Source organism: Methylobacterium sp. Ger2507 (assembly GCF_055231875.1).
This window is the reverse complement of record NZ_JBUYVC010000001.1, coordinates 672,408-692,801: the sequence shown is the minus strand read 5'-3', so window position 1 is coordinate 692,801 and position 20,394 is coordinate 672,408. Positions and strand designations below refer to the sequence as shown.

Genomic DNA, 20,394 nt, shown 5'->3' with positions numbered 1-20,394 from the left:
GCTTCCATATTTGCTTAGCTACATCGGGATAGTTGCCCAGATAAAATTGCCTAATCATCCCGAGTTGCGGATTAGTTTGATTGGATTTATAAATCCAAGTGCCGCGCAGTACGATTAGCAAAAAAAATTATGTGGGGAGGACAATGTTACGGAAGTTAAATATCATTGATGGCGTTAGTCTCCTGCAGCAGCGTGTTCATAAGGATAATCGAGGCGAACTCATAGCTTATGAGGAATTCGAGAACGTTCCTTTTATACCCAAGCGCACATTTTACATCAAAGTCGAAGTACCTGGTTGTGAAAGGGGAGGTCACGCCAACTCTTGCGATGAGCTCATCACTGTCGTAAGCGGCTCAATGAAGGTTGCTGTCGACAACGGAGGTCAAAGTGCAGAAGTATTCATGTCTAATGTTGACGAGGCTTTGTGGATCAAAAGCGGAATTTTAATAAGAATTTTTGACTTCACTGCCGGCACGATTCTGCTTGTGTGCGCATCCGAGCGTTACGCGGACACACAACATTATATGGATGCGCGATTCAATAAAACCTCCGAGTTGTATTCAGTATGATACCGCAAGCAGCTCCCCCTCTGCGTGTGGCCAGGTACCGGCAAAAAATTAACATAGCGATAGCTGACGTCCTCTCTGGACCAACCTACATCCTAGGCGCAGCAGTCGCCGCCTTTGAAGCAGCCTTCGCAGCTTATGCAGGTGTAGAACACTGCATTGGTGTTGCATCCGGAACGGATGCGTTAGCGTTGGCTCTAAGAACGCTTGGTGTCGGCCAAGGCGACGAAGTAATCCTACCAGCGTTGACCTTTGCTGGCACTGCTCAAGCCATTTTGCACTGCGGAGCAATCCCACGATTTGTAGATGTTGATCCGCATACTCGATGCATCGACCCTGCTGCCGTCGCAGCTGTACTGAACCCACGCACGGTTGCGATTCTTCCCGTACACCTCTTCGGCCACCCGGCTGATATGCCGACCCTGATGAGCTTTGCTAATCGTCACGGGCTGGCGGTAATCGAAGATTGCGCTCAGAGCCATGGTGGCACTCTGGATCGTCAACCGCTAGGCAGCTTCGGTCATCTCGCGGCCTATTCATTCTATCCCACGAAGAACTTGGGCGCGATCGGAGATGGGGGAGCGGTTGTCACTCGTGATCCAGCCCTCGCCGCACGCGTGCGAAACCTCCGCAACTACGGCTTCGAAGGCTCGAACCGCATCAGCCAGAATCTCGGATACAACACACGCCTCGATGAGATTCAGGCGGCGATTCTGCTCGCTCTTCTGCCACACCTTGATGAGGCCAATCACGAGCGCCGCCGCATCGCTGCTCGTTACCGTTCCCTCCTGACTGGATATGATCTCGGCCTACCGCCTGAGGATGCTGGTTGCGTCTACCATCAGTTCGCTATTACCCATCATGACCGAGACGCGTTAATGAGTCGGCTTAATCATGCGGGGATTGGAACAGCGATCCACTATGCGCCGGGTCTTCACCGACATCCGGCTTTTGCTAAAAGCGCGCTGGAATCGCTGCCGGTGACAGATTCTCTCGCTGCGACCTTGCTCAGTCTGCCGATCCAGCCTGAGGTGGCAACAAACGCTGTCGACCAGATCGCGAGAACTGTGGTGGAATGCCTTCCTTGCTTGGCGTGATCCTATACGGAATTGGGTCGCCTATCATTGCAGACGTTGAGGAGAGCCTCTACCGGGCGAAGCGTCCGATCTTCGCGGGTGTACGTAACCATCCGGGGTCGGACTACCTTCCCGAAGGCATACGTATTTTAACGCCCGACGAGCTTGGTCCAGACTCGCTAGACTTGCCATTTCTCGTCCCGCTCTTCACGCCGGGACATAGGCGATCCGCAGTACGAGAGGCAGCCGAGAGAGGTTTGCGACGGCCCTTCACCTTGATAGATCCGAGCGTCGCTGCACCGCGTCACCTCAATTTCGGTCCGGGCAGTTATGTCAACTCTGGCTGCAGCCTCGGTAGCCATAGCACATTTGGAGCTTTTGCCTTTATCAATCGCGGTGTAACGGTCGGGCATCATGCACGGTGCGAAGATTTCGTGTCGATAGGCCCGGGGGCGACACTTGCTGGCCATGTGGCACTTCAAACCGGCGCCTTCGTCGGCGCAGGTGCCACTGTGCTGCCGGAAATTATAATTGGACGGAACGCCGTCGTCGGTGCCGGATCTGTCGTGACCCGGGACGTGCCTGACAGCTGCCTGGTCTTGGGAAACCCGGCTCGGATCGTTCGGCGGAATATTGGTGGATACAAGGGAATCTCTGTCGAATGAAGCAGCCGGTCGTTCATCTCTACACGGTTTGCTGGGATGAGGCGGATATGCTTGGTTTCTTCTTTCGCCACTATGATCCCTGGGTGACCCACTACATCGTATACGATGATGGCTCAACGGATGGCTCAAGGGAGATCCTGGCAGCCCATCCGCGTGTGGAATTGCGAAATTTCGTCCGAAGCGACGCAGACTCGTTCGTCCTTTCGCACAAGGAAATGCAGGATCGAGCGTGGAAGGAGAGTCGGGGTCGGGCGGACTGGATTGTCATTACAGCGATCGACGAGCATCTGCACGTGCCGGGCCGCGCGATGGTGGACTACCTCACCGAAGAGGCTGACCGCGGCGTTACGTTAATCCCGGCCCTAGGCTTTGATATGAACCATCCGGAGATGCCTGACGATTCCGGTTTGCTTATCGACCGTGTCACCCATGGAAGGCCGCGTAACGCCTTCAACAAACTTAGCCTCTTTAAGCCAGAGGCAGTACGAGAAACTGAGTTCGGTCCCGGGCGACATGCTGCAGAGCCACGAGGCGATCTATTACTCCCGATCCGAGACGAACTATTACTATGGCACTACAAGCATCTCGGCTTTGATCGGAACGCCAATCGGGAAGAAGCGCAGGCCCTTCGCCTTGGTAGTGTCGACGTCGCGCAAGGCTTTGGGCAGCATTACCTTTGGGGCCGGGAACGGTTACGCGCCTTCTGGAATGACATGGAGGAGGCCTCCATTGACCTTAGGAGCGTCGCTTCTCAAGATGTCAGCGCGCAACCGCTTTGGTGGGAAGAGCGGGGCATACAGCGAGCAGGATCGATCGCGCTGCCTCCGCTTACCCAGGAAGTTTCTAGCAATTTTCCAACTATCTCGGTACTGATAAAGTCCTACAATCACGCTGCGTATGTGCGACAAGCAATAGAAAGCGTGCTGGCACAAACCTTCCAAGACTTTGAAATTGTGGTTACCGACGACGGCTCGAGTGATGAAACCGCCGATATTGTGCGTAGCTTTGACGACCCGCGTATTCATCTTGATTGCAAGCCATATAATTTAGGTATTTCCGCAGCGATGAATGCGACGATCGCGCGTGCACGTGGACGCTACCTCGCAATCCTAAACTCGGACGACTGGGCGCTGCCGGGACGGTTTCGTCGACAAGTCGCGTTTCTTGATGCCAATCCAGAGGTCTCACTGGTTTTCGGCATGATGCGGCCAGTCGATGAGGAAGGATTACCGACGCAAGCGTTCAACGATTTTACAGTGCCGTTGCGCTTTGCTGACTTCTCTCGGCGCTCTTGGCTGCGGTATTTTTTCTCTTGGGGCAACATTCTATGCGCTCCCACAGCAATGATCCGCCGGGAAGCCTATGAAGCGGCAGGCGCCTATGACGGACGGCTAAACAATCTTCAGGATCTCGATATGTGGATCCGAATGCTAATTTTGGGCCATAATATACATGTTCTTCCGGATAAATTGAGTGCTTTTAGGATAAGGGCTAACAACGCTAACGCGAGCGCGCCAAGTCAGGAAACAATATTGCGTTCCCATTTTGAAACTAGTAAAATACTGGAGAGATTCTGTTCTTTCGATGAGCAGTTGTTTTCAGAAGTGTTTGAGAAGCAGTCTGGCAACTTTAGTGAAGACCCTATACCTCTGCGTATCGCTGAGCTCGCCCGGGAGGTGCCATACGTTGCACATAAAAATTTCGCTGTGAACACGCTCTATGAAGGAGCCAGAAACCAGCAGCAGATGCAACGTCTTCGCGAGTGGAGTGGTAGCATTGATGCACTCAACGTCCGCGAAGTTGAAGCCCGTGGTGCACAGATTGGCGACCTTCATCTCAAATTTGATAGTCTTGAACAGAAACTCAGCAAAACTGAAGCAGAACATGAAGAATTGTTGACTGAGAAAAATCTCTTATTACGTAATATCGCCGAATTATGCTCTACCAATGAAAATAACATAGAATTTATAAATGGATTAAAGAAGAATCATGATAGATTGCTAATGTCTATCAACACCAAAAACCAAGAGCTAAATGAGTCGATCGGAAAGCTAAAACTGCGCAATGCTGAGCTTCAATTGTTAAATTCCGATCTGAATTTTCATCTAGATGCTACATTGCAGTCGTACAAAAAAATGCGTGCGTCATTGTCCTGGCGATCGACTGCTTTCATCCGCTGGCTAGGGCGGCTCAATCGGTAGATTATCCCGGCATGCAGCCTACCATAAATTGAGGCGAAAGCCCTCCGGCTTGGCATCAGGGCCGGCACGTTCCAGGAACCGTCCGAGTAGCGTTGGAAGAAGCGCGCCGACGGCGAGCACGCACGGCCCCAGGCCGTCACGCCGCCGAGCAAAGCGAGCGGACCCGCATCAACGACCGGGCCGGCGGCGAACGGATCTACCACCTCCCCGGCTCGCGTGACTACGAGCGGACCCGCGTCAACGACCGGGCCGGCGAGCGCATGTTTTGCTCCGAGGACGAGGCGGAGGCTGCTGGCTGGCGCGCCGCGCGGGGTTGAGCTTTACCCAAGCGCGGCAACGGACGGCATCAAACTTCTTCGTTGAGGGCTCAGAAGCTATTCGGCTGCAACGCGAAGACGCTCTTGCGAGGTTGCCGGCATTTCGCTCTCGTCCCGCCAGCCGGACCGGACAGGAGCGATCGCAACCTGGTTTCTGCCGGCGTGTTTGGCGCGATAGAGAGCCGTATCAGCCGACTTAACGAGGTCGGCACTGTTGCTCGACGTGCTCGGCACAGAGGACACGCCCAGCGATGCCGAGACCTTCGCACCGTGGGTGCCGGACAGCGCTTCGATGCGCTCTCGGATTTGTTCTGCCTTCACTGCAGCATCCTCCAGGCTGCAGTCGGGAAGAAACACGATCATCTCTTCGCCACCGTAGCGGCAGGCAACATCCGTCTCTCGCAGCGCGCCGACGATCGCAGCGGCGGCCTCCCGCAGGACGGCGTCACCCGTGGCATGGCCGTGCTCGTCGTTGAGCCGCTTGAAGTGGTCGAGGTCAATCATGATGACGGAGACCTTCCGGCCCTCGCGCTCGGCGAGGCGGACGTATCGGTCGAGACTGTCCTCCATATAGCGCCGGTTGTAGAGGCCAGTTAGCGGATCGCGGAGGGCTTGGTTACGCAGCTTCTCGCGCAGAGCGATGTTCGAGAGGGCCAGCGACATGGCGTCCCCGAGCGCTGAACTCAGCGGAAGGATTGCAGCGAGGCGCTCCTCAGCCTCCGAACCCGTCGCGAAAATCTGAAGCAAGCCGAGGTTCTCACCCCGTGCCACCATCGGGATCTCCAGAGCTGCAATACCGGAGGCATGATGCTCGCAGCACAAAGCTTTCGAGCCGCTGCGATTGATGTGCGGCTTGCCGCGCTTCATCGCCCAGCACTGGTTGATTGCGATCGCCTCCGGAAGGTGTGAGCCAGCCTCACAGGCCCACGAGGTCGAAAGGACAAGCCGGTCCCGCGAGTTGTTGAAGACGTAGAGCGCACCGCTGAACCCGCCGATCAACTCGCCGGCCGTGGCGCGGAGGACGGCGTTGGCATCGTGGTGATCGGCAGCGCTCTGCAGCATGTCGGTCATCTCGAACAAATGGCCGACCTGAGTTCTGGACGCGTCCATCTCCTTGATGGCCGTTGCGCGAGCCTGAGCATCACGCGCACTCGACCGAAAGGCGAAGATCATCACAGCGGCAATGAGAAGCTGCGACAGGAGCACGACGCTCTTGCCGATCTCGATGCGCATCTCGTGTTCAGCGAAGTGCGAGTTCCAATCCGCCAGGAAAGCATCGAATGCGTGACGCATTTTGCCGACCAGCGCTGCACTCCTGCGCTCCCTGAGCGAAGCCTGAGCCTCTTCCAGCCTTCCGGCGCGGACCAGTTCGAGGGTGTCTGTCCAGATGGCTTCGAGTGACTTCAGGCCTGCGTCAGCAGTCGTGCTGGTGCCGTCGGGCATTCGAAGGAAAGGATCCAGGCGAGCGAGGTACGTATCCCGTCGGCTGTGAAGCGCTTCGAAGGCGCGGCTATATTCGCTGTACTCGCTATCTCGGTCGCCGACGGCTCTGTTGAGCACGTAGGCCTCCGCATCCATCAGGGCTTCCTGCGCAATGCGCATCTGCCGCCCGCCCTCGCGTAGGTCGATGAGAGCCTGCTGATGCCGGTTGGTGTAGAAAAAACCGGAGAGCACGATCGTGATCATGACCACGATGAGACCGACCTGAGCGGCAAAGCGATGTCTGACATCGATACGGCCGCCGTCTGCCGTCGAATGTCCCGCTTCCACTTCGGTCAGCAACATAGCCAGTCCCAGGATCTCAGCACCGACACAGATCGGCACGCTGAAACCAGAAAGGCACCAAGCTCCTGTCTCTGAGTGAAAAAAGATGGCTAAGAGATCAGTACCGTAGCAGATGTGCTTTAGAGGCAGTCCTGTCTTGGCTCTCTTCATGGACGACGAAGCCCCGGACCGGTGAGGGTTGCGGGGCTCCGAGCATCGGCGCTGGTTGATGGATCAGGCGGCCTTCTTGCGGCCCTGGGCCGACGACTGCTCACCCTCGCTCCGGTCAGCGATCCGGCCGAGGCCAATCGACTTCGCAAGCTCGGAACGACGCGCAGCGTATTCCGGGGCGACCATTGGGTAGTCGGCCGACAAGCCGAAGCGAGCCCGGTAGCTCTGCGGATCCAGACCGTGGGTGCTGAGGTGTCTCTTCAAGGTCTTGTAGGTCTTGCCGTCCAAGAAACTAATGATGCCCTCGGGTGTCACCGACTTGCGGATCTGAGCTGCCGTCGGCTTCTCAACCTCGGGCTCCACTCCGGCTTTTGCGGTGCCGTCATCGAGGCCGCTGATAGCGCCATAGACGTTCCGGATCAGGTCCGGCAGATCGGAAGGACGAACAGGATTGTTCGACACATAGGCAGCGACGATGTCGCCTGTCAGATCAAGGAAATCAGTCGATTGGGTATCTAAGTTCTCAGTCATAATGCTCTTTGATTTCTGCGCCCCCGCAATGGGCATATCGATGATCTAAGACCAGTAATCAAGCGAAGGCGATCACTTTTGCTCAATTACATGCCTGACGTGCATTCAACGGATAAATCGCCTCGGCGAAGTTTTCAGCCCTCGACAACTAAGCGGCCAGCGGGTCGTTGGCTATGGCTGCTCCTCCGAGCCACGCCATAACGGCATCGAGCGTGCCGAAGGTGTGATCGATCTTGCTGAACGGAGGCGGTCGCCTCTCGGGCGCCGGGTCGTCCAGCAGTTCGGCGTGCCAGACATTGTAACCTGTGCCGCCGCGGACCTCGCGGACAACACTGCCGACGATCTCACCGTTGAAAACGAGATCGTAGCTGCCGGGCGCGAGGCGGTACAGGCTGTAGGTCATCTCCGAGCGCTCACGCCGTGGTCTTCACGGCGCCGCTCGACGAACCGAACAGGCCCAGTGCTCTTATCAGCGCGCACCGCGCCGGACTGCCGCCGCTTCCGGTCGCTCCTCTTCGTCGTGGGCCTCGTCGAGCAATCGAATGGCGGTGGTGGCGCGCGCCCCGAAAGCGGTCTGCAGCTCTCGGCGCTTGGCCGAGTAGGTCGCCGGGTTGTAGTCCTCTAGGAGCCGGGCCGCGAGCTCGGGATTCTGGACCACCTCGTCGCGCAGGCGCGAGATCGCACCGGACTGGATCTGCGCCGACTTCCTGCGCAGATAGGTCGCCAGAAGATCGATACCCGCAATCGTCGGCGAGAGTTGGCCGCGGTGAACGCTGCGCAGACGGCTGGAGATCGAAGCCGCCGACAGCGCGGCATCATAGCCTGCCCGCATGCCCTGCGCCGTACCCGATGAGCCGGGCCGCCGGGCGCGCGTGGCGCTGTTAGAGCCGGCCAGCGCGTCGAACACGTCCGTGATGTCCCGGAGCTGCTCCGGCTTGTCGCGGTACAGCACCTCGGCCACGGCCTTGGTCTGCGGGTCGTTCAGGAAGTCGTTGCCCCGCCGGCCGCTGATCTGCTTCGGCTGGTTGACCCCGCCGTCGACCGTGGCCCGGTCCTTCAGCGCTTCCCAGAAGGCTGCCCGGGCGTGCTCCGGGTTCGTGCCGGCCGTCGCCAGGAGCCGCTCGGCCGCTTCCGCGGGCTTCGCTGCGCCGAGCACCGTGCGCATCGAGCGAACCGTGCCGGCCTCGTCGTACCGGAGATAGGCGGCCTCGGGCGAACGGCCCGGGGTCGTGAGATCGCGCCGGGTCGCATCGGCCGCGCCGCGCGCTTCCCCTGCCGTGCGGCTGGCCTGGCCGCCGGCGGTGATCTCGTCGCGCAGCCCGGGCAGCTGGTCGAGCAAGGTGGCGTGCCGATCCAGATAGGCGCCGAGCTGGTCCGGCCGGTCGAGCAAGCCGCGGTCGCGGATGTTAGCCAGGAACTGATCGCGCAGCGCCGGGCGCACGCGCGCATCCCCGCCGGCCTCGCTCATGAGCTGGCGCAGATCGGACAGGCGCCCCTCCTCGGACTGAGCGAACCGGGGCGCGACACCGCTATCGGGCACGTCGTAGACGCCCTGGCGCTCGCCGAGCACCTGCGCCACCGCGTTCTGCGGCCGCTCGAACCGATCGGCGAAGTCCCGCCGGGCCGTACGGGCTGCATCGTACTGGCCCCGCAGGCCCTCCGGGACCGCCGTGTCGAGGTACTCGTCGAGCGCGGTTACGTGTTGGTCGATAATGCGGGCCTCGGCCGGACGATTGGCCGTACGGGCGGCCCGCGCATCGTCCGTCAGGGCAGAGCGCAGCCCCGTCACCTCCCGGAGCGGCTGCTGGCTGTTGCCCGGCGCCGGCTCGCGGGTGATCGGCCGTCCGGACGCATCGAGGATGCCGGTGTCGACCGGCCCGGCGGCCTCCGCGGGGCCAATGAGCCGATCCGGGATGCTGGCCTCGGCCGGACGGAAGCGCTGGCGCTCGGCCACGCTCAGGGCCTCGTCGATACCGCTGAAGCGCTCGGCCAGGGGCGCCACGTCAACGTTCGTCGCCGCCCGGTTGATCGGCTCGTACGCCTGTCGGACGCCCTGTTTGGCCTCGTCGGACGCACGCTGGAGCGCCGCGCGGATGTCGGCGCCCCGGGCCTCGCCGGTCATGGTCGAGGCGAGGCGCTGCGCGTGCTCGTCAAGGGTTCGCTGCGCGATCTCGGCCTGGCTCTCGACCGCAGCGACCCGCCGGTCGACGCCGCCTTGCAGGTCAGCGCGGAACTGACCGGACGACCCCGTCGGCGCGAGCTCGGCCATGCGGTCGCCGATGGCTTGCTGGTTTGACGCCCGCCGGACCGTATCGCCCCCCGGACTAGCGCTCGTATGGCCGAAAACGAAGGCGGCCAAACCCGGATCGCCGGACCGGTCCGCGATGTCGGAGCGATAGCCCGGAATGGTCGATTCCGCCGCGGACGGCCGCCGGAGCTGGTCGGCCAGCGGCTGCGCATCGATGGCGCCGCGGTCGATACCACCGGCCACCTGGCGCTGCGCCGTGGCGGAGTTCGCGAGGAGTTCGTGAGAAACGGCCTCGCGGGCGACATCATCGGCGAAGCGGGTCGAGCCGCGCGCGGCCGAGGCCAGCGAGCCGACGGCGCCGAGGATTGGCTTGGCGATGGCGAGGGCGCTGACCCCTGCGGCCGAACCGGCCAGATCTGAAATCGGGTTCACGTCGTCGCCGGTGACAGCGCGCGCGGCTTCGTTGGCGATGCCGGCCCCGGTCCCGGCTGCGCCAGCGCCGAGGGCCTCGCGGGTCAGCATGCCGGACGGGTTCGCGGCTGCGGCCTCGACGGGGCCATAGGCCAGGGCCGCAAGCGGGTTCTCGCTCGTCGCCAGCGCCCGGGCGCCCTGAACACCGAGACGGCCACCGGCGACGAGCGCGCCGGCCGCAGGAACGGCCGAGGCGCCGATCTCCTGACCGACACGGTTCACGATGCGCTCGATCGGCCCCTGCGGCTCGTACTTTTTCACGCCGAGCGCCCGGCCGGGGGCCTGGATGATGTCGGAGGGCAGGAGCGGATTGTCGCTGATCGGCCCAAACGTCGGCACGATCTCGCGGCCCATGATCTTGTTGATGAGGCCGCCGTTGATGTTCAGCAGCCGCGGCGCCTGGTTGATGATGTTGACGGGCGCATCCATCAGCATCTCAAGGCCGGACACGGCGCCCTGTGGCAGGGCTTTCGCCATGCCGCCGATGGTCGACATGAAGCCGCCGGCCTCGGCCGGTGCCGCGGGGGCAGGGGTGCCTCCCGAGGGACCGCCGAACTTCGCCCGCATCGCCTTCGACATCACATCGTCGGACGTGCCCGCCGGGAACTCGACGATGCTGCCGTCTGGCGCGTCGACCTCGATGACCTTTGAGGCCGTAGGGGAGGGCGTGTTCAGGATCTCCCTGATCTCGTCGTCGGTCGCATCGCCCGGAACGCTGATCCGGCGGCCTTCGAAGCTGATGACGCGGGCCGGCTTGGGCGCCGCTGCAGCCTGCGGCGCATCGGGGAATTCGGCGTAGGGGTCGACGGGTTTCGCGGGGGCTTGCGGAGCGTCTGGAAAGGCGTCCCACGGATCGGCGGATTGGACCGGGGCTGGCGCGCCTGCTGGTCGGCCCATGATCCTGCCGACGAGTAGCTGGTTCAGCGCCGGATCGAAGGCGGGTCGGGTGTTCGGTTCCATCAACCCGCGTCCTTATCGAGCTCTCGGGAAGGGCTCCGGCACCGCCGGAAAAAGTAGCCTTTTTATACTCTGAAAGTCATCGTCAAGCAAACGTCGGACATGGGACTTGCGGCTTGCTGTTCATGCGCCTCGGCGGCCCGTCGATAGACATACAAGGCCGTTCGGCTCCGCTGGTTTGTATGTCACTCATGTTTTCAGGAGGGCATTTTTCTCTGCGTTCGTCGTGCCCGCTCACGAATGCCGCCGCGACCGGTGCCGGGGGGTAGGCCCGGGCCGGGGCAGAGCGCCCCTCAGGCCGCCCGGTCGAGGATGCGAGACACCTGAACGGCCGTCCACGTGCCGCCGCGCGCCGTCTTCACGTTGCGGTCGTTCAGCTCGCTCGCCATCGTGCGCATCGAGGCGCCCTTGGCCTGCATCTCCCGGATAACCGGGAGGACGTTCGCGGCGAAGTCGTCGGCCTTGGCGGCCAGGATCTCGCGGCCCTTGGCTGATGCCTCGGCAAGGTTCGTCCGGTTGCCGAGCACGCCACGGCCAACCATCGGCGCCAGCGCGGCCCGGGTGCGGGCCGAGATCAGCGCGCGCTCCTTCTCGGCCAGGGCGGCATAGATGTGGAGCATGAAGGGGTCGGCATCGGCGCCGAGCTCGGCCACGATGAAGGGGACCCGCTGCGCCATCAGGCCGGCGATGAAGGCGACGTCACGGGACAGCCGGTCGAGCTTGGCGACCACGACGGGGCACTTCAGCTTCTTTGCCCGGGCGAGCGCCTTGGCGAGCTGCGGCCGACGCTCCAGGGCGTCCTCCCCCTTGCCGGAGGCCACGTCCGTGAACTCCTCAACGATCTCGAACCCGTGAGCCGCTGCGAAGGCCGCCAGGGCCGCCCGCTGCGCATCGAGGCCGAGCCCGGACTTGCCCTGCCGATCCGTCGAAACGCGGACGTAGGCGATGGCCGGCTTGGCGAGGGGCAGTTCGGGGTGGATGGTGCCGGTCATCGGGGTCTCAATCGCCTCTGTAACAATCTTATACGACCGTTTAAGAATGTTACGCAATAGGTTTCTGGCTGCTCGGCGCTGATTTCCGGCCCCTCGCGCGAGGCCAATCCGGAATGCGAAAGGGGCGCCGGTCAGGGCGCCCCTCGGGTCTCGATGCCGGCAGGCGCCTACGCCGGAAACAGCACGCGCTTGCATCCGTGGCGCTGCGCCACCTGCATCAGCTCCAGGATCAACGCGCGAGGGCCGACGACCTCGATAAGGCGCCATGTGCCGCCCCCGTGGTCGGTGGCGACATCACACACGGGATGCGGGAGGCCGGCGGCTTCCCCGAGGGCGTTGGCCTCATCCGTGAACGCCGTGAGCTGGGCCTGGTGAATGAGCACCTCAATCGAGGCGTTCGAACTCGGCTCCTCCCCGTCCAAGTCAGGGTATCCGGGGACCAGATAGCCCGGGCACAGGCCGCCCGCCGTGAGGGGATGGGTGAAAAGGTCGAGCGTGTTCGACTGCGCTGCGAAGTGCAGCACGTTGCTGTTGGTGCTCATGATCGGATGCGTCCCGTAGAAGCCGTGTTTCAGACGGCTGTTGCAGATCCGGGGCTTGAAACACCGGACACATCGGCCCTTGCACGCCTTTAGGCTTTCGCCTTGGACATTCGCGTGAAGACCCCGGACCCGCAGGTTCGTTTATGTGTCGCCGAGGTGTTTCAAGCCCCTTAAGATCGTATATACGACAATGAATCAGAATGAAACCTGTACAGCCTGTCTACCTCGTCAATGGACAGAACGTACAAAATTGGACAAATGCTATGCTAAAGTTCAAGCCTGTAAAACCTCTATGCGAAGTTGATTGGGATTGGCCGTCAGATCTTGTCCCTTCGAAACCGACATTCTTTCCGCTTGGACGGGGCGGTAAAATAGGTCGAATGAAAGTAAATCAACCAGCTTCTTACAAGCAAATAATCAGCATACTATTGATATTATTGGAAGAAAACGTCGACCAAAACGGTCCTGACAAGCGAAAATCCGAGCGCGAAAGCCATCTTCTGACGCAAGATGAAGTAGCGGATCGCTTGCGGTGCTCGGTGGCAACGGTGAAGCGCCTCAGGCTAACCGGCAGGCTAAAGTACATACCCGGCAGGCCGACGCTCATCCGTATCGACGATCTGGAAGACTTCGAGCGCAGGGCTGCAAAGTTCAACCTGCAGGACGAAGAACCGACCGCGAGACCTAGCCCTTCGCCAGAGGAACAAGCCGGCATAGACGCGGCGGCTCGGGCTCGGCGGGCCTTGCTCCTGAGAAAGATAGCCGGCCCCATCAAACGCACACGGCTGACAGATGAGGAAAAGGCGCGCCGGGAGGCCTTCCGCCAGGACCAAAGGAAGAAAAGGCAGCGGGCCGTGCTTCGCCGAGCTGCAAAGGCTCGGGCGAAGCACGAAACACCCTGAAGCTGCCCGCCTAGAGCTTATCCGAAGACATCGCACATCATCGCAAGCGCCGCTTCAGTGGCGCGCGTCTCCTCCGCGGCGGCCTGCTCTCGTTTCATCTGCGCCAGGAACATCTCCACCTCGGCGATGTCGGCGTCGCGAGGTCCCGGAGCGTCCGGGCGCGCCAGGAGCTCGCGCGTGGCTTGGTTCTGAGCGGCCGTGCGCCGGGCCGCGGATCGCGCTGCGGGCGGCCCGGGGGCGTGGGTGCGCCTCGAGGCTTCGTATCGGGTGCGTTCCTCGGGCGTCATCGCGGCCAAGCGCTTGGCCAGCTTCCGCGCCCGCTTCACCACGTCGGCGGCCTTCCTGTCGGACTTGGCTGCGCGGGCAGGCGTGTCGGAAGGCGGATATTGAACGGTGTGCCACGCCTTGCCCGAGGGCGTCCGGCCGCCATGGAACCGGCAGCGGCCGTTCGCGAGGGGCAGGTTCTGGCAGGGCTCGCCGTCCGACTTCTTCGTCGCCCCGCACTTCACGGCATCGCGGCGCCGCGCATTGATGCGCTGGCAGGTCCGGCGGCCGATCTCTCGGAACCGGGCCGAGGACCACCACGCGCGCTGCTTAGGCGTTGGCCTCCCCGTGTTCGAGCCACGCCTTTTCATGAAACGCCCCATAAGGGTATCCGCCGCTTCAGGGGCTTTTTACCGGGTACGGCTTTTTGGCCCACGTGGTCCAGGTTGCCATTCGAAATTCCATCTCGCCTAGACCCGCTTAATTTACTGTTATTGCTACTCTTTTTCAACTTAGGTCTAGGAGGTCTAGGAGGTCTAGGTAACTTCTTCACGTGTGGATCTAGGGTGCTACCGTCCTCCCCAGCCCCCACCCCGGGCTGACCCCACGCAATCCGCGCATATAGCGAATTGGTCCCGATGCCTGGACCACCTAGACCACCTAGGAAGTCTCTGGTTTTGTTGTTGTTTTTCAGCCTAGGCAACCGATCTAGGCCTAGGCGAACCTGGACCACTCCATCAGAAAGCATCGGGCGTCTCGTATCGGTCGGACCAAATACGCCGGCAGGTCGCCAAATCCGGAAGGCGATAGCCGTAAGGTCGCTGTCCTCCCTCCAGCCTGAGGCGGATTTCGGCGTCCCACTTGTCCGGCAGAAGCTCCCGGAGGCGCCGTCCCACGTGCACCTTGTTCCAAGGGGCGTTCTCGTGACGGCGCTTATCCAGCCATGCCCGGTACGCGTCGTAGAGGCGATCTCTCGCGATAGGCTCCGCCGTCCCATCCTCTCGCCAGTACGTGGCGTCCTGAAGTTGCTCGAACCACCAGAGATCGAAGTTGCGAAGGCTGGCGAGCTTCTGGTCTCTTAGCCCTTCGGTGTTCGGGACCGCGCGCACATCGAAGTTCGAAAGATCGACAGCCCGAAGGTACGCCAGGAAGGCCGCGGCTCCGCCGTTGTCATGCTCCCGCCAGATCGCATCAAAATATGGGTCGTTCCTGCGCTTGGCCGAGCTGACCCGGCAGACGAAAAAACGCCGCTCGTCGTCAGAGGCAGGAACGACCCAATCCTCGTTCGATGTCATGAACAAACGCAGCTTTGACTTCACCGTGAACGGCGTCAGGCCCTTATATTCGATCGTGAGCGTCGGTGACGTGATGAGGGCCTTGAGCGCGCTTTCGGCCTGTTTGGACCCGGCCCAAATTGCTTCTTCCACGTGCAGGAAGAGCTTATCGGACAAATGTCCGTTGAACCGGCCGGTGATCTGTTCTTGCTGAGAGACGCCAAGGCGCAAGCCCGGCATCACCCCGCCGAGGTAGTAGCCGAGCGTGTCCTTGCCGGTGCCCTTCTCGCCTTGCAGCACCACGCAGACTCCGGGTTTCTTCTCCGGCCGCTGAATCATGTGCGCGAGCCAACCGATGAGATAACGGCTGGCCGCCTCGTTCCTGTCGCAGATGATGTCCCGGATATGCGCCAGGATGAGCTCACACGAGCCGCCCGGGGCCGCGGCGCCGCCGAAGGGCCGGAACCCCGGCCAGAGATTGAACACCCCGGGCTGGACGCCCTCGGGCGCGAACTCCACGCCTTTGACGAAGGAACGCCGGTACGGGTCCTTCATCCATAGCGCCCCCACAGACTGGACGCGCTTATCAACCATCACCGTGTCGTTCTGGTACCGGTCCAGGAACGAGCTTCGATTGGAAAACGTGACGCCGCCATGCTCGCCCTGGTTCAGCACCGCGGATTGGCCGTTGTTCATGACAAAAGCGTGCTCGCGGTTCAGGCGCTGGACATAGTCGGGTGCATCGGCGTCACTCGCCCCTTCCGCTGGCCCTCCCATCTCAGCGAGGGAGGGTGCATCGGGCGAAGGCTCGCCCGCATAGGGCTCGAACACCGCCGCCACGTCGATCGGCTCGCTCATCGGGATCGCGATGTGCGGGCTGTGCGCCTGCGCCAAGCGGAATAGCGTGCCGGCGGACAGATCATTGGGCGGTGACCGGTGATAATGCGCCCAACGGTGATCCACATCGTCCGGATCGTACTTCGCCTCGTTCTTATCGCTCCACGTATGGAAAGCCTCTAGCCCATCCGGTGAGGCGTGTGAGGCATCGTAGAACGTCATGCCGCGCTCGTTCCAATCCTTCCACGGCAAGTCCGGCGGGTTGTGGATCGCTGATACTAGGGCGTTGAGTTGCGTCGGCCCTAGAGGCCTCTCTGTCTTGAAACCGCCTTCCCTTGCCGGGAGGAGCCCAGTCGTTTTAGTGAGATCAACCCCTAGGATCTCGGCCATCGTAGCGATGTAGTCGTCAGCATCCGCTAGGCTGATCTCGTTCTCGCTCTCGCTTTGGATTGTGCAAAGCCTCGGTTTGCCCTTGGTGTGCCAAGACCCTGGCCAGCGCATCGGGTGCGAGATCGGAGCCGCAGTGCCGTCGCCGCCGCACAAGAGGGTCAAACCCTCGCGCACTTTCCGGAGTCGAGACAAATCCTGGGGTATCGAGGCGACTTCCGTGAGCCTCCAATACGCGTGCAGCTTGTCTTCAGGGCCGCTAGGGCCGTTCCACACCCCACCAGATTGGATGACAAGTGTGGGCTCTCCGAGGGTCGACGTTGCCCGGCGCAACATTTCCCTTGGCTGCTCATCAAGTTCTAGGGCAATGACCCGGCACGCAATGACATTGGCTTCTGTAGCGACGGGCTTGCCGTTGCGCCGCTGGTCGCCGAACACGCATACCGGCGGGCAAAACACAGCAACCTCGTCGCCGGTCAGGGCAGCTATCTCAGACGCGAAATCGACAGCTGTGGGGATCAACCCCGGGCCGAAGGGATGCCACCGGATATGGGCCTTTTCCTCGCCAACGTGGCCGAACGCACGAAGGGCCACGTGCCCCCGCCTTGGCTCGATTCCCTTGAAAACCACCGATATGAAACGCCGCATCGTGGCTACATCAGCCTCGGGCCACGCCACGAGGTTCATCGGCTCCACGCTACTCAGTGGAGGCGGACTATCTGACCCGTTGCTTGATGCAGGATCGCGGCCTACATTGTCGAGAGACATCGAAAAACCTTCCTGGCCGGCCACCTTCTCCACAAAGGTGCCGGCCTTTTTCGTGAGCGAATGGGGATGAGCTGCCGCTAACGACGTGGCCACTTTGTCTGTGCAGCAATCGCGCGCAGCTTGCCGGCCGTGACGGGGTCCAGGATCTGCATAAGGTTGATCGTCGCCATGACGCTGGCACGGTTGTTCTTCCGGAGACGACGCGGCATCCAGATGAAGCAGATGAACTCGTGCTCAGAGCCGCTCTCGCGAGCGTACAGGACGGCGTTGCCAGGCCTGCCTTCGCCCCATCCGGCATAGTCCGACTTCAGGAGAGGTCGGATCTGGATGCGGCAGGCCGGGTCCGGATCGAGGAACTCGGCGTTGCCAGCGTGGTAGTTGGGTTCCGGGCTGAAGACAGCCTTCTGGAAGCCGTGATCTCGCAACATGAAGGGCATCAGACAACTCCGTTCCAGGCGGCGAAATCCTGCACGCTATAGCGGGCCCACAAAGGCAAGTTTATCGTGCTCATGCCGCGAGCTCAGACGTGGAGTTCACCCGCTTGCTAAGCTTTGCTACGGCCCACGCATCTAGATCAGGATCGGCATATAGTGGAATGCGGCCCGCTTTGTAGAAAGCCGGTCCGCCGCCGATGCAAGCTAGCTTTGCCAGCGTCTTCGGACTGCAGGGAATGCCGTGCCGCTCGACAATGTACTCGGCGGCTGCCGTGCGGCGGCGCTTTGGACTTACAGGCTGTAGTCTCTGATGTTCGTGTTGCATATTTTCCTCGCTGGCGGTAAGGCCGGCCAAGCGCCGGGCTGCGAGGAGGAACTTGCGGGATACATCGGCGACCTGTCGGCCGAAAATGTTCGAAACTGCTCGTAATTAGTTTTGAGCGGTAGCCTCATATTCACCCAACCATGCACTGACTTTTTTACGTATCGTCGACGAAGCTGGCTCTTGGTCGAAGGACCGTCGACAGAACTCGAGTGCAGAATGCTCAACTGCAGCTTGGTTCGACCAAACCGGATCGGTGCAGCTCGGCATTCCATGATGATCCAACTGGCGGAGGACATGCGCGCGGATCATCACCCAGTCGAACTTTTCAGGCCGACCGCCGGTGCGCCGTAAGCTCGTTGCTTCTTTTCTAGGGAAGCAACGTCGAAGCGCGTCTGCGTCGACCTCAACCCCATACCAACGGCTTTGCTGCTCACCCTGTGGCTCAAGAAGCCAACCTTCGGAGCTCTCGCTGTAACCGTCATCAATCTGAGCCCCGTGTGCCCGCGCGCCGACGACCTGCCGATCCCCACGGTTCTCAAAATTCAGGCCCGGCTCTCCGTTAGCGAGCACTTCATTGTTCGCGATGGATCTGATCAATTCGCACTCGGCCTCGTCGAAGGGTCCTGAGAAGCCAGCAACGCGCAACTTCACGATGAGATGTGTGTACGTTGGAGGTGGACCACCGTCGGGAGCCAGCGCTTCCACGAAAACGACATCGCGCGACAGCACCCAAGCTAGCGCTTGCGCGAGGCTCCATCTTGCTGTGCACGACGCAGGTCCAGCAGCGCTCTTCATTCTGCCGCCTCACAAACGACCTCGCCCCGGCCGGGGCCGCTGCTATTCATCGAGGCCGCGATCACCTCCGACACCTTGTCGGCCGCAGCGACGAGAACGGCGTCGAGGTGGTGCACATAGCGGCTCGTGACCGTGCTGCCCGCATGCCCGAGCATCGCGCCGATCGTGCTGTCGCTGTAGCCGAGATCGCCGGCCGTGCTGGCGAAGGAGTGGCGCAGCGTGTGAGCCCCCACATTAGACAGGCCTGCTCGAACCGTGAGGCGTTCGATCGTCCCTGGCGCACCACCGAATGAAGCGGACCCACGCGGAGCAGGAAACACCCACGGCGAACTTGGCTCTCGTGGCAGCGCGGCGAGCAGCAGTCGGGCTGCTGAACCGAGCGGTCGCGTTGATCCGCCTTCCTTGGTGTCGTCGAGGCGGAAGGCACAGCCGGCAAGGTCAACCTCGGCCCAGCGGAGTCGCGTGACCTCCTGCAGGCGGCAACCCGTTAGCATCAGCAGTCGGGTCACCGCGATGCCCTGCCACGTCTCTTGCCGCGCCTCAGCTTCGGCCAAGCACCGACCCAGCGCTTCGTATTCCTCCACCGATAGCCGGCGCGTCCGTCGCTTATCGGCAGGACGCTTCACTCCAGTCGCAGGATTGGCTGGGATGATGCCCTCGCCAACGGCATAGCTCAGTATGCCGCCGAGCAGCCCAACGGTGCGCGCTGCAGTCCCGGGGCCGCCTTCGACGACCGCCTTGCCCCGTAGCCCCGTCTTAACCACGGCGGCCGTCTTCCCGGACTGCACATCCCGGACGAAGCGCGCAATGTCGCTCGCCTGCAGATCCTTCACGAGCCGCTTGCCCAGGAGAGGCAGTACGTGGCGCTCGATGCGGCCTCGGTCGACGTAGAGCGTCGAGGACTTTTTCGGCATCCGACCTTTGCCCATCACGAGACCGCTTTCCGCGGCCGTGAGGTAGGAGGTGCACAACTCAGCGACCGTGAGTGCGGCTCGGTTCGTCGCCCGATCCTCGGCTGGATCGGCCCCCTTCGCGACCTGCCCAAGGAGCGCGAGGGCTTCCTTGCGGGCTTGCTCCGTCGTCACCGGTCCATGAAGTCCAATCGTCACACGCCGCGTCCGGCCGGCGCTTCGATACTGGACGAGGTAGCTTCGCCGGCCGGAGGCAAACACGCGTACCCCAAATCCGGGGAGCTCGTCGCACCATATGAAAAAGTCGCGGCCTAGGGGCTCAGCGGCGTCGACGATCCGCTTCGTAAGCTTCGGCATCCATTCATCCCAGCTTCCGCGGAAGCGCTGCGGAAGCAGCAGGTGGTAAAACCCAGAAAGAAGGAGATACGACCGTTGCCTACCGGCGATGGCTTGAGATTACCGAAAACAAGGGGTTAGTAAACAGCGGCGGCAGCGCGGAAGCATCGGAAACCTACGGTAAACACGAGAGCGTTGCCCTCCGAAGGCAAAGGTCACACGTTCGAATCGTGTCGGGTGCGCCAATCATTTCATCACCTTCGCCCGATCTGGGTGGTTATCCTTGAGTGAGGGTTGTCCCGTGCGCGCCTTGCGGTGGGGATTCCGCTCGGTCCAAGATGGACGCCGGGAGATTACCACGCCGGCCCGTGAGACCTCCGACATCTGACAGCCTTTCAAGCCTGCTCCAGTGAGCGTCGGCGTCACTCGGGGGGGCTTGGCACTGGGGGTAAATGCCCGAAGATTTCCGCCCAGAACAACGCGTGGCTGGAAGTATTCGGGGTTTGCAGGGAAGGTATCGGCCGCCACGCGCGATTCTGCCGTGCCGGTTGGGGGCGTGCGTGGCGGACACGTCGGGGCGGAGGGCACGATCGAACTGGGACGGATCCCCTCGAAGACCGGCGATGCGTATGCCGGTCGTCAACCGCGATCCGCGCTGGC

Annotated in this window: 17 protein-coding genes and 1 tRNA gene; 7 read left to right on the top strand and 11 right to left on the bottom strand. The window is 61.6% G+C overall.

Going from position 1 to position 20,394, the window contains the following annotated elements; translation table 11 throughout:
- Positions 1–98: 98 nt before the first annotated feature.
- The 5 genes from ACV7NL_RS03260 (at position 99) to ACV7NL_RS03240 (ending at position 4,825) form a co-directional block, all read left to right on the top strand.
- Positions 99–569 (top strand): sugar 3,4-ketoisomerase, encoded by a 471-nt coding sequence (locus ACV7NL_RS03260; RefSeq protein WP_463354916.1) that lies wholly within the window; start codon positions 99–101, stop codon positions 567–569.
- Positions 566–1,663, top strand: coding sequence for a DegT/DnrJ/EryC1/StrS family aminotransferase (locus ACV7NL_RS03255; RefSeq protein ID WP_463354915.1), 1,098 nt, complete (start codon positions 566–568; stop codon positions 1,661–1,663). The genes ACV7NL_RS03260 and ACV7NL_RS03255 overlap by 4 nt, the downstream gene beginning before the upstream one ends.
- Complete coding sequence (locus ACV7NL_RS03250; protein ID WP_463354914.1) at positions 1,642–2,307, top strand: LbetaH domain-containing protein; 666 nt, start codon at positions 1,642–1,644, stop codon at positions 2,305–2,307. Before ACV7NL_RS03255 ends, ACV7NL_RS03250 begins: the two co-directional genes overlap by 22 nt.
- On the top strand, positions 2,304–4,508 hold the full coding sequence (locus tag ACV7NL_RS03245) for a glycosyltransferase family 2 protein (protein WP_463354913.1): 2,205 nt from the start codon (positions 2,304–2,306) through the stop codon (positions 4,506–4,508). The genes ACV7NL_RS03250 and ACV7NL_RS03245 overlap by 4 nt, the downstream gene beginning before the upstream one ends.
- Positions 4,509–4,600: 92 nt before the next feature.
- A complete protein-coding gene (locus tag ACV7NL_RS03240; RefSeq protein ID WP_463354912.1) occupies positions 4,601–4,825 on the top strand; it encodes a sunset domain-containing protein in 225 nt (74 codons plus the stop codon).
- Between the two features lie 57 nt (positions 4,826–4,882).
- Here ACV7NL_RS03240 and ACV7NL_RS03235 read toward each other — a convergent pair whose 3' ends face one another.
- From ACV7NL_RS03235 to ACV7NL_RS03210, 6 genes are all read right to left on the bottom strand, one after another.
- Positions 4,883–6,610 carry a GGDEF domain-containing protein gene (locus ACV7NL_RS03235; RefSeq protein ID WP_463354911.1) on the bottom strand — a complete coding sequence of 576 codons (1,728 nt, stop codon included), beginning with the start codon at positions 6,608–6,610 and terminating at the stop codon, positions 4,883–4,885.
- 213 nt (positions 6,611–6,823) lie between these two features.
- Positions 6,824–7,291 carry a Ros/MucR family transcriptional regulator gene (locus ACV7NL_RS03230; RefSeq protein ID WP_463354910.1) on the bottom strand — a complete coding sequence of 156 codons (468 nt, stop codon included), beginning with the start codon at positions 7,289–7,291 and terminating at the stop codon, positions 6,824–6,826.
- A gap of 148 nt (positions 7,292–7,439) precedes the next feature.
- A complete protein-coding gene (locus ACV7NL_RS03225; RefSeq protein WP_463354909.1) occupies positions 7,440–7,694 on the bottom strand; it encodes a hypothetical protein in 255 nt (84 codons plus the stop codon).
- 66 nt (positions 7,695–7,760) lie between these two features.
- Positions 7,761–10,970, bottom strand: coding sequence for a hypothetical protein (locus ACV7NL_RS03220; protein WP_463354908.1), 3,210 nt, complete (start codon positions 10,968–10,970; stop codon positions 7,761–7,763).
- A 290-nt stretch (positions 10,971–11,260) separates the two neighbouring features.
- Complete coding sequence (locus ACV7NL_RS03215) at positions 11,261–11,959, bottom strand: recombinase family protein (RefSeq protein ID WP_463354907.1); 699 nt, start codon at positions 11,957–11,959, stop codon at positions 11,261–11,263.
- Between the two features lie 167 nt (positions 11,960–12,126).
- Positions 12,127–12,501 (bottom strand): hypothetical protein, encoded by a 375-nt coding sequence (locus ACV7NL_RS03210; protein WP_463354906.1) that lies wholly within the window; start codon positions 12,499–12,501, stop codon positions 12,127–12,129.
- A gap of 200 nt (positions 12,502–12,701) precedes the next feature.
- Here ACV7NL_RS03210 and ACV7NL_RS03205 point away from each other — a divergent pair, with 200 nt between their 5' ends.
- Positions 12,702–13,403 carry a helix-turn-helix domain-containing protein gene (locus tag ACV7NL_RS03205; RefSeq protein WP_463354905.1) on the top strand — a complete coding sequence of 234 codons (702 nt, stop codon included), beginning with the start codon at positions 12,702–12,704 and terminating at the stop codon, positions 13,401–13,403.
- A 17-nt stretch (positions 13,404–13,420) separates the two neighbouring features.
- Here ACV7NL_RS03205 and ACV7NL_RS03200 read toward each other — a convergent pair whose 3' ends face one another.
- The 5 genes from ACV7NL_RS03200 to ACV7NL_RS03180 all read right to left on the bottom strand — a co-directional run bounded on the left by ACV7NL_RS03200 (position 13,421) and on the right by ACV7NL_RS03180 (position 19,755).
- A complete protein-coding gene (locus ACV7NL_RS03200; protein WP_463354904.1) occupies positions 13,421–14,038 on the bottom strand; it encodes an HGGxSTG domain-containing protein in 618 nt (205 codons plus the stop codon).
- Positions 14,039–14,404: 366 nt separating this feature from the next.
- A complete protein-coding gene (locus tag ACV7NL_RS03195; RefSeq protein ID WP_463354903.1) occupies positions 14,405–16,852 on the bottom strand; it encodes a DUF5906 domain-containing protein in 2,448 nt (815 codons plus the stop codon).
- 158 nt (positions 16,853–17,010) lie between these two features.
- Positions 17,011–17,370 (bottom strand): hypothetical protein, encoded by a 360-nt coding sequence (locus tag ACV7NL_RS03190; protein WP_463354902.1) that lies wholly within the window; start codon positions 17,368–17,370, stop codon positions 17,011–17,013.
- Between the two features lie 427 nt (positions 17,371–17,797).
- Positions 17,798–18,421, bottom strand: coding sequence for a hypothetical protein (locus ACV7NL_RS03185; protein WP_463354901.1), 624 nt, complete (start codon positions 18,419–18,421; stop codon positions 17,798–17,800).
- A 62-nt stretch (positions 18,422–18,483) separates the two neighbouring features.
- Positions 18,484–19,755 (bottom strand): tyrosine-type recombinase/integrase, encoded by a 1,272-nt coding sequence (locus tag ACV7NL_RS03180; RefSeq protein ID WP_463354900.1) that lies wholly within the window; start codon positions 19,753–19,755, stop codon positions 18,484–18,486.
- Positions 19,756–19,898: 143 nt separating this feature from the next.
- On the opposite strand from ACV7NL_RS03180, the gene ACV7NL_RS03175 reads away from it, so the two are divergent.
- Positions 19,899–19,979, top strand: a tRNA-Ser gene (locus tag ACV7NL_RS03175).
- Positions 19,980–20,394: the final 415 nt, after the last annotated feature.

Excerpts from the sequence above, each read along its gene's own strand:
- ACV7NL_RS03255 (WP_463354915.1), top strand. The coding sequence starts at position 566 with ATGATACCGCAAGCAGCTCCCCCTCTGCGTGTGGCCAGGTACCGGCAA.
- ACV7NL_RS03250 (WP_463354914.1), top strand. The coding sequence starts at position 1,642 with ATGCCTTCCTTGCTTGGCGTGATCCTATACGGAATTGGGTCGCCTATC.
- ACV7NL_RS03245 (WP_463354913.1), top strand. The coding sequence starts at position 2,304 with ATGAAGCAGCCGGTCGTTCATCTCTACACGGTTTGCTGGGATGAGGCG.
- ACV7NL_RS03235 (WP_463354911.1), bottom strand. The coding sequence starts at position 6,610 with ATGTTGCTGACCGAAGTGGAAGCGGGACATTCGACGGCAGACGGCGGC.
- ACV7NL_RS03230 (WP_463354910.1), bottom strand. The coding sequence starts at position 7,291 with ATGACTGAGAACTTAGATACCCAATCGACTGATTTCCTTGATCTGACA.
- ACV7NL_RS03225 (WP_463354909.1), bottom strand. The coding sequence starts at position 7,694 with ATGACCTACAGCCTGTACCGCCTCGCGCCCGGCAGCTACGATCTCGTT.
- ACV7NL_RS03220 (WP_463354908.1), bottom strand. The coding sequence starts at position 10,970 with ATGGAACCGAACACCCGACCCGCCTTCGATCCGGCGCTGAACCAGCTA.
- ACV7NL_RS03215 (WP_463354907.1), bottom strand. The coding sequence starts at position 11,959 with ATGACCGGCACCATCCACCCCGAACTGCCCCTCGCCAAGCCGGCCATC.
- ACV7NL_RS03210 (WP_463354906.1), bottom strand. The coding sequence starts at position 12,501 with ATGAGCACCAACAGCAACGTGCTGCACTTCGCAGCGCAGTCGAACACG.
- ACV7NL_RS03205 (WP_463354905.1), top strand. The coding sequence starts at position 12,702 with ATGAAACCTGTACAGCCTGTCTACCTCGTCAATGGACAGAACGTACAA.
- ACV7NL_RS03200 (WP_463354904.1), bottom strand. The coding sequence starts at position 14,038 with ATGAAAAGGCGTGGCTCGAACACGGGGAGGCCAACGCCTAAGCAGCGC.
- ACV7NL_RS03195 (WP_463354903.1), bottom strand. The coding sequence starts at position 16,852 with ATGAACCTCGTGGCGTGGCCCGAGGCTGATGTAGCCACGATGCGGCGT.
- ACV7NL_RS03190 (WP_463354902.1), bottom strand. The coding sequence starts at position 17,370 with ATGCCCTTCATGTTGCGAGATCACGGCTTCCAGAAGGCTGTCTTCAGC.
- ACV7NL_RS03180 (WP_463354900.1), bottom strand. The coding sequence starts at position 19,755 with ATGCCGAAGCTTACGAAGCGGATCGTCGACGCCGCTGAGCCCCTAGGC.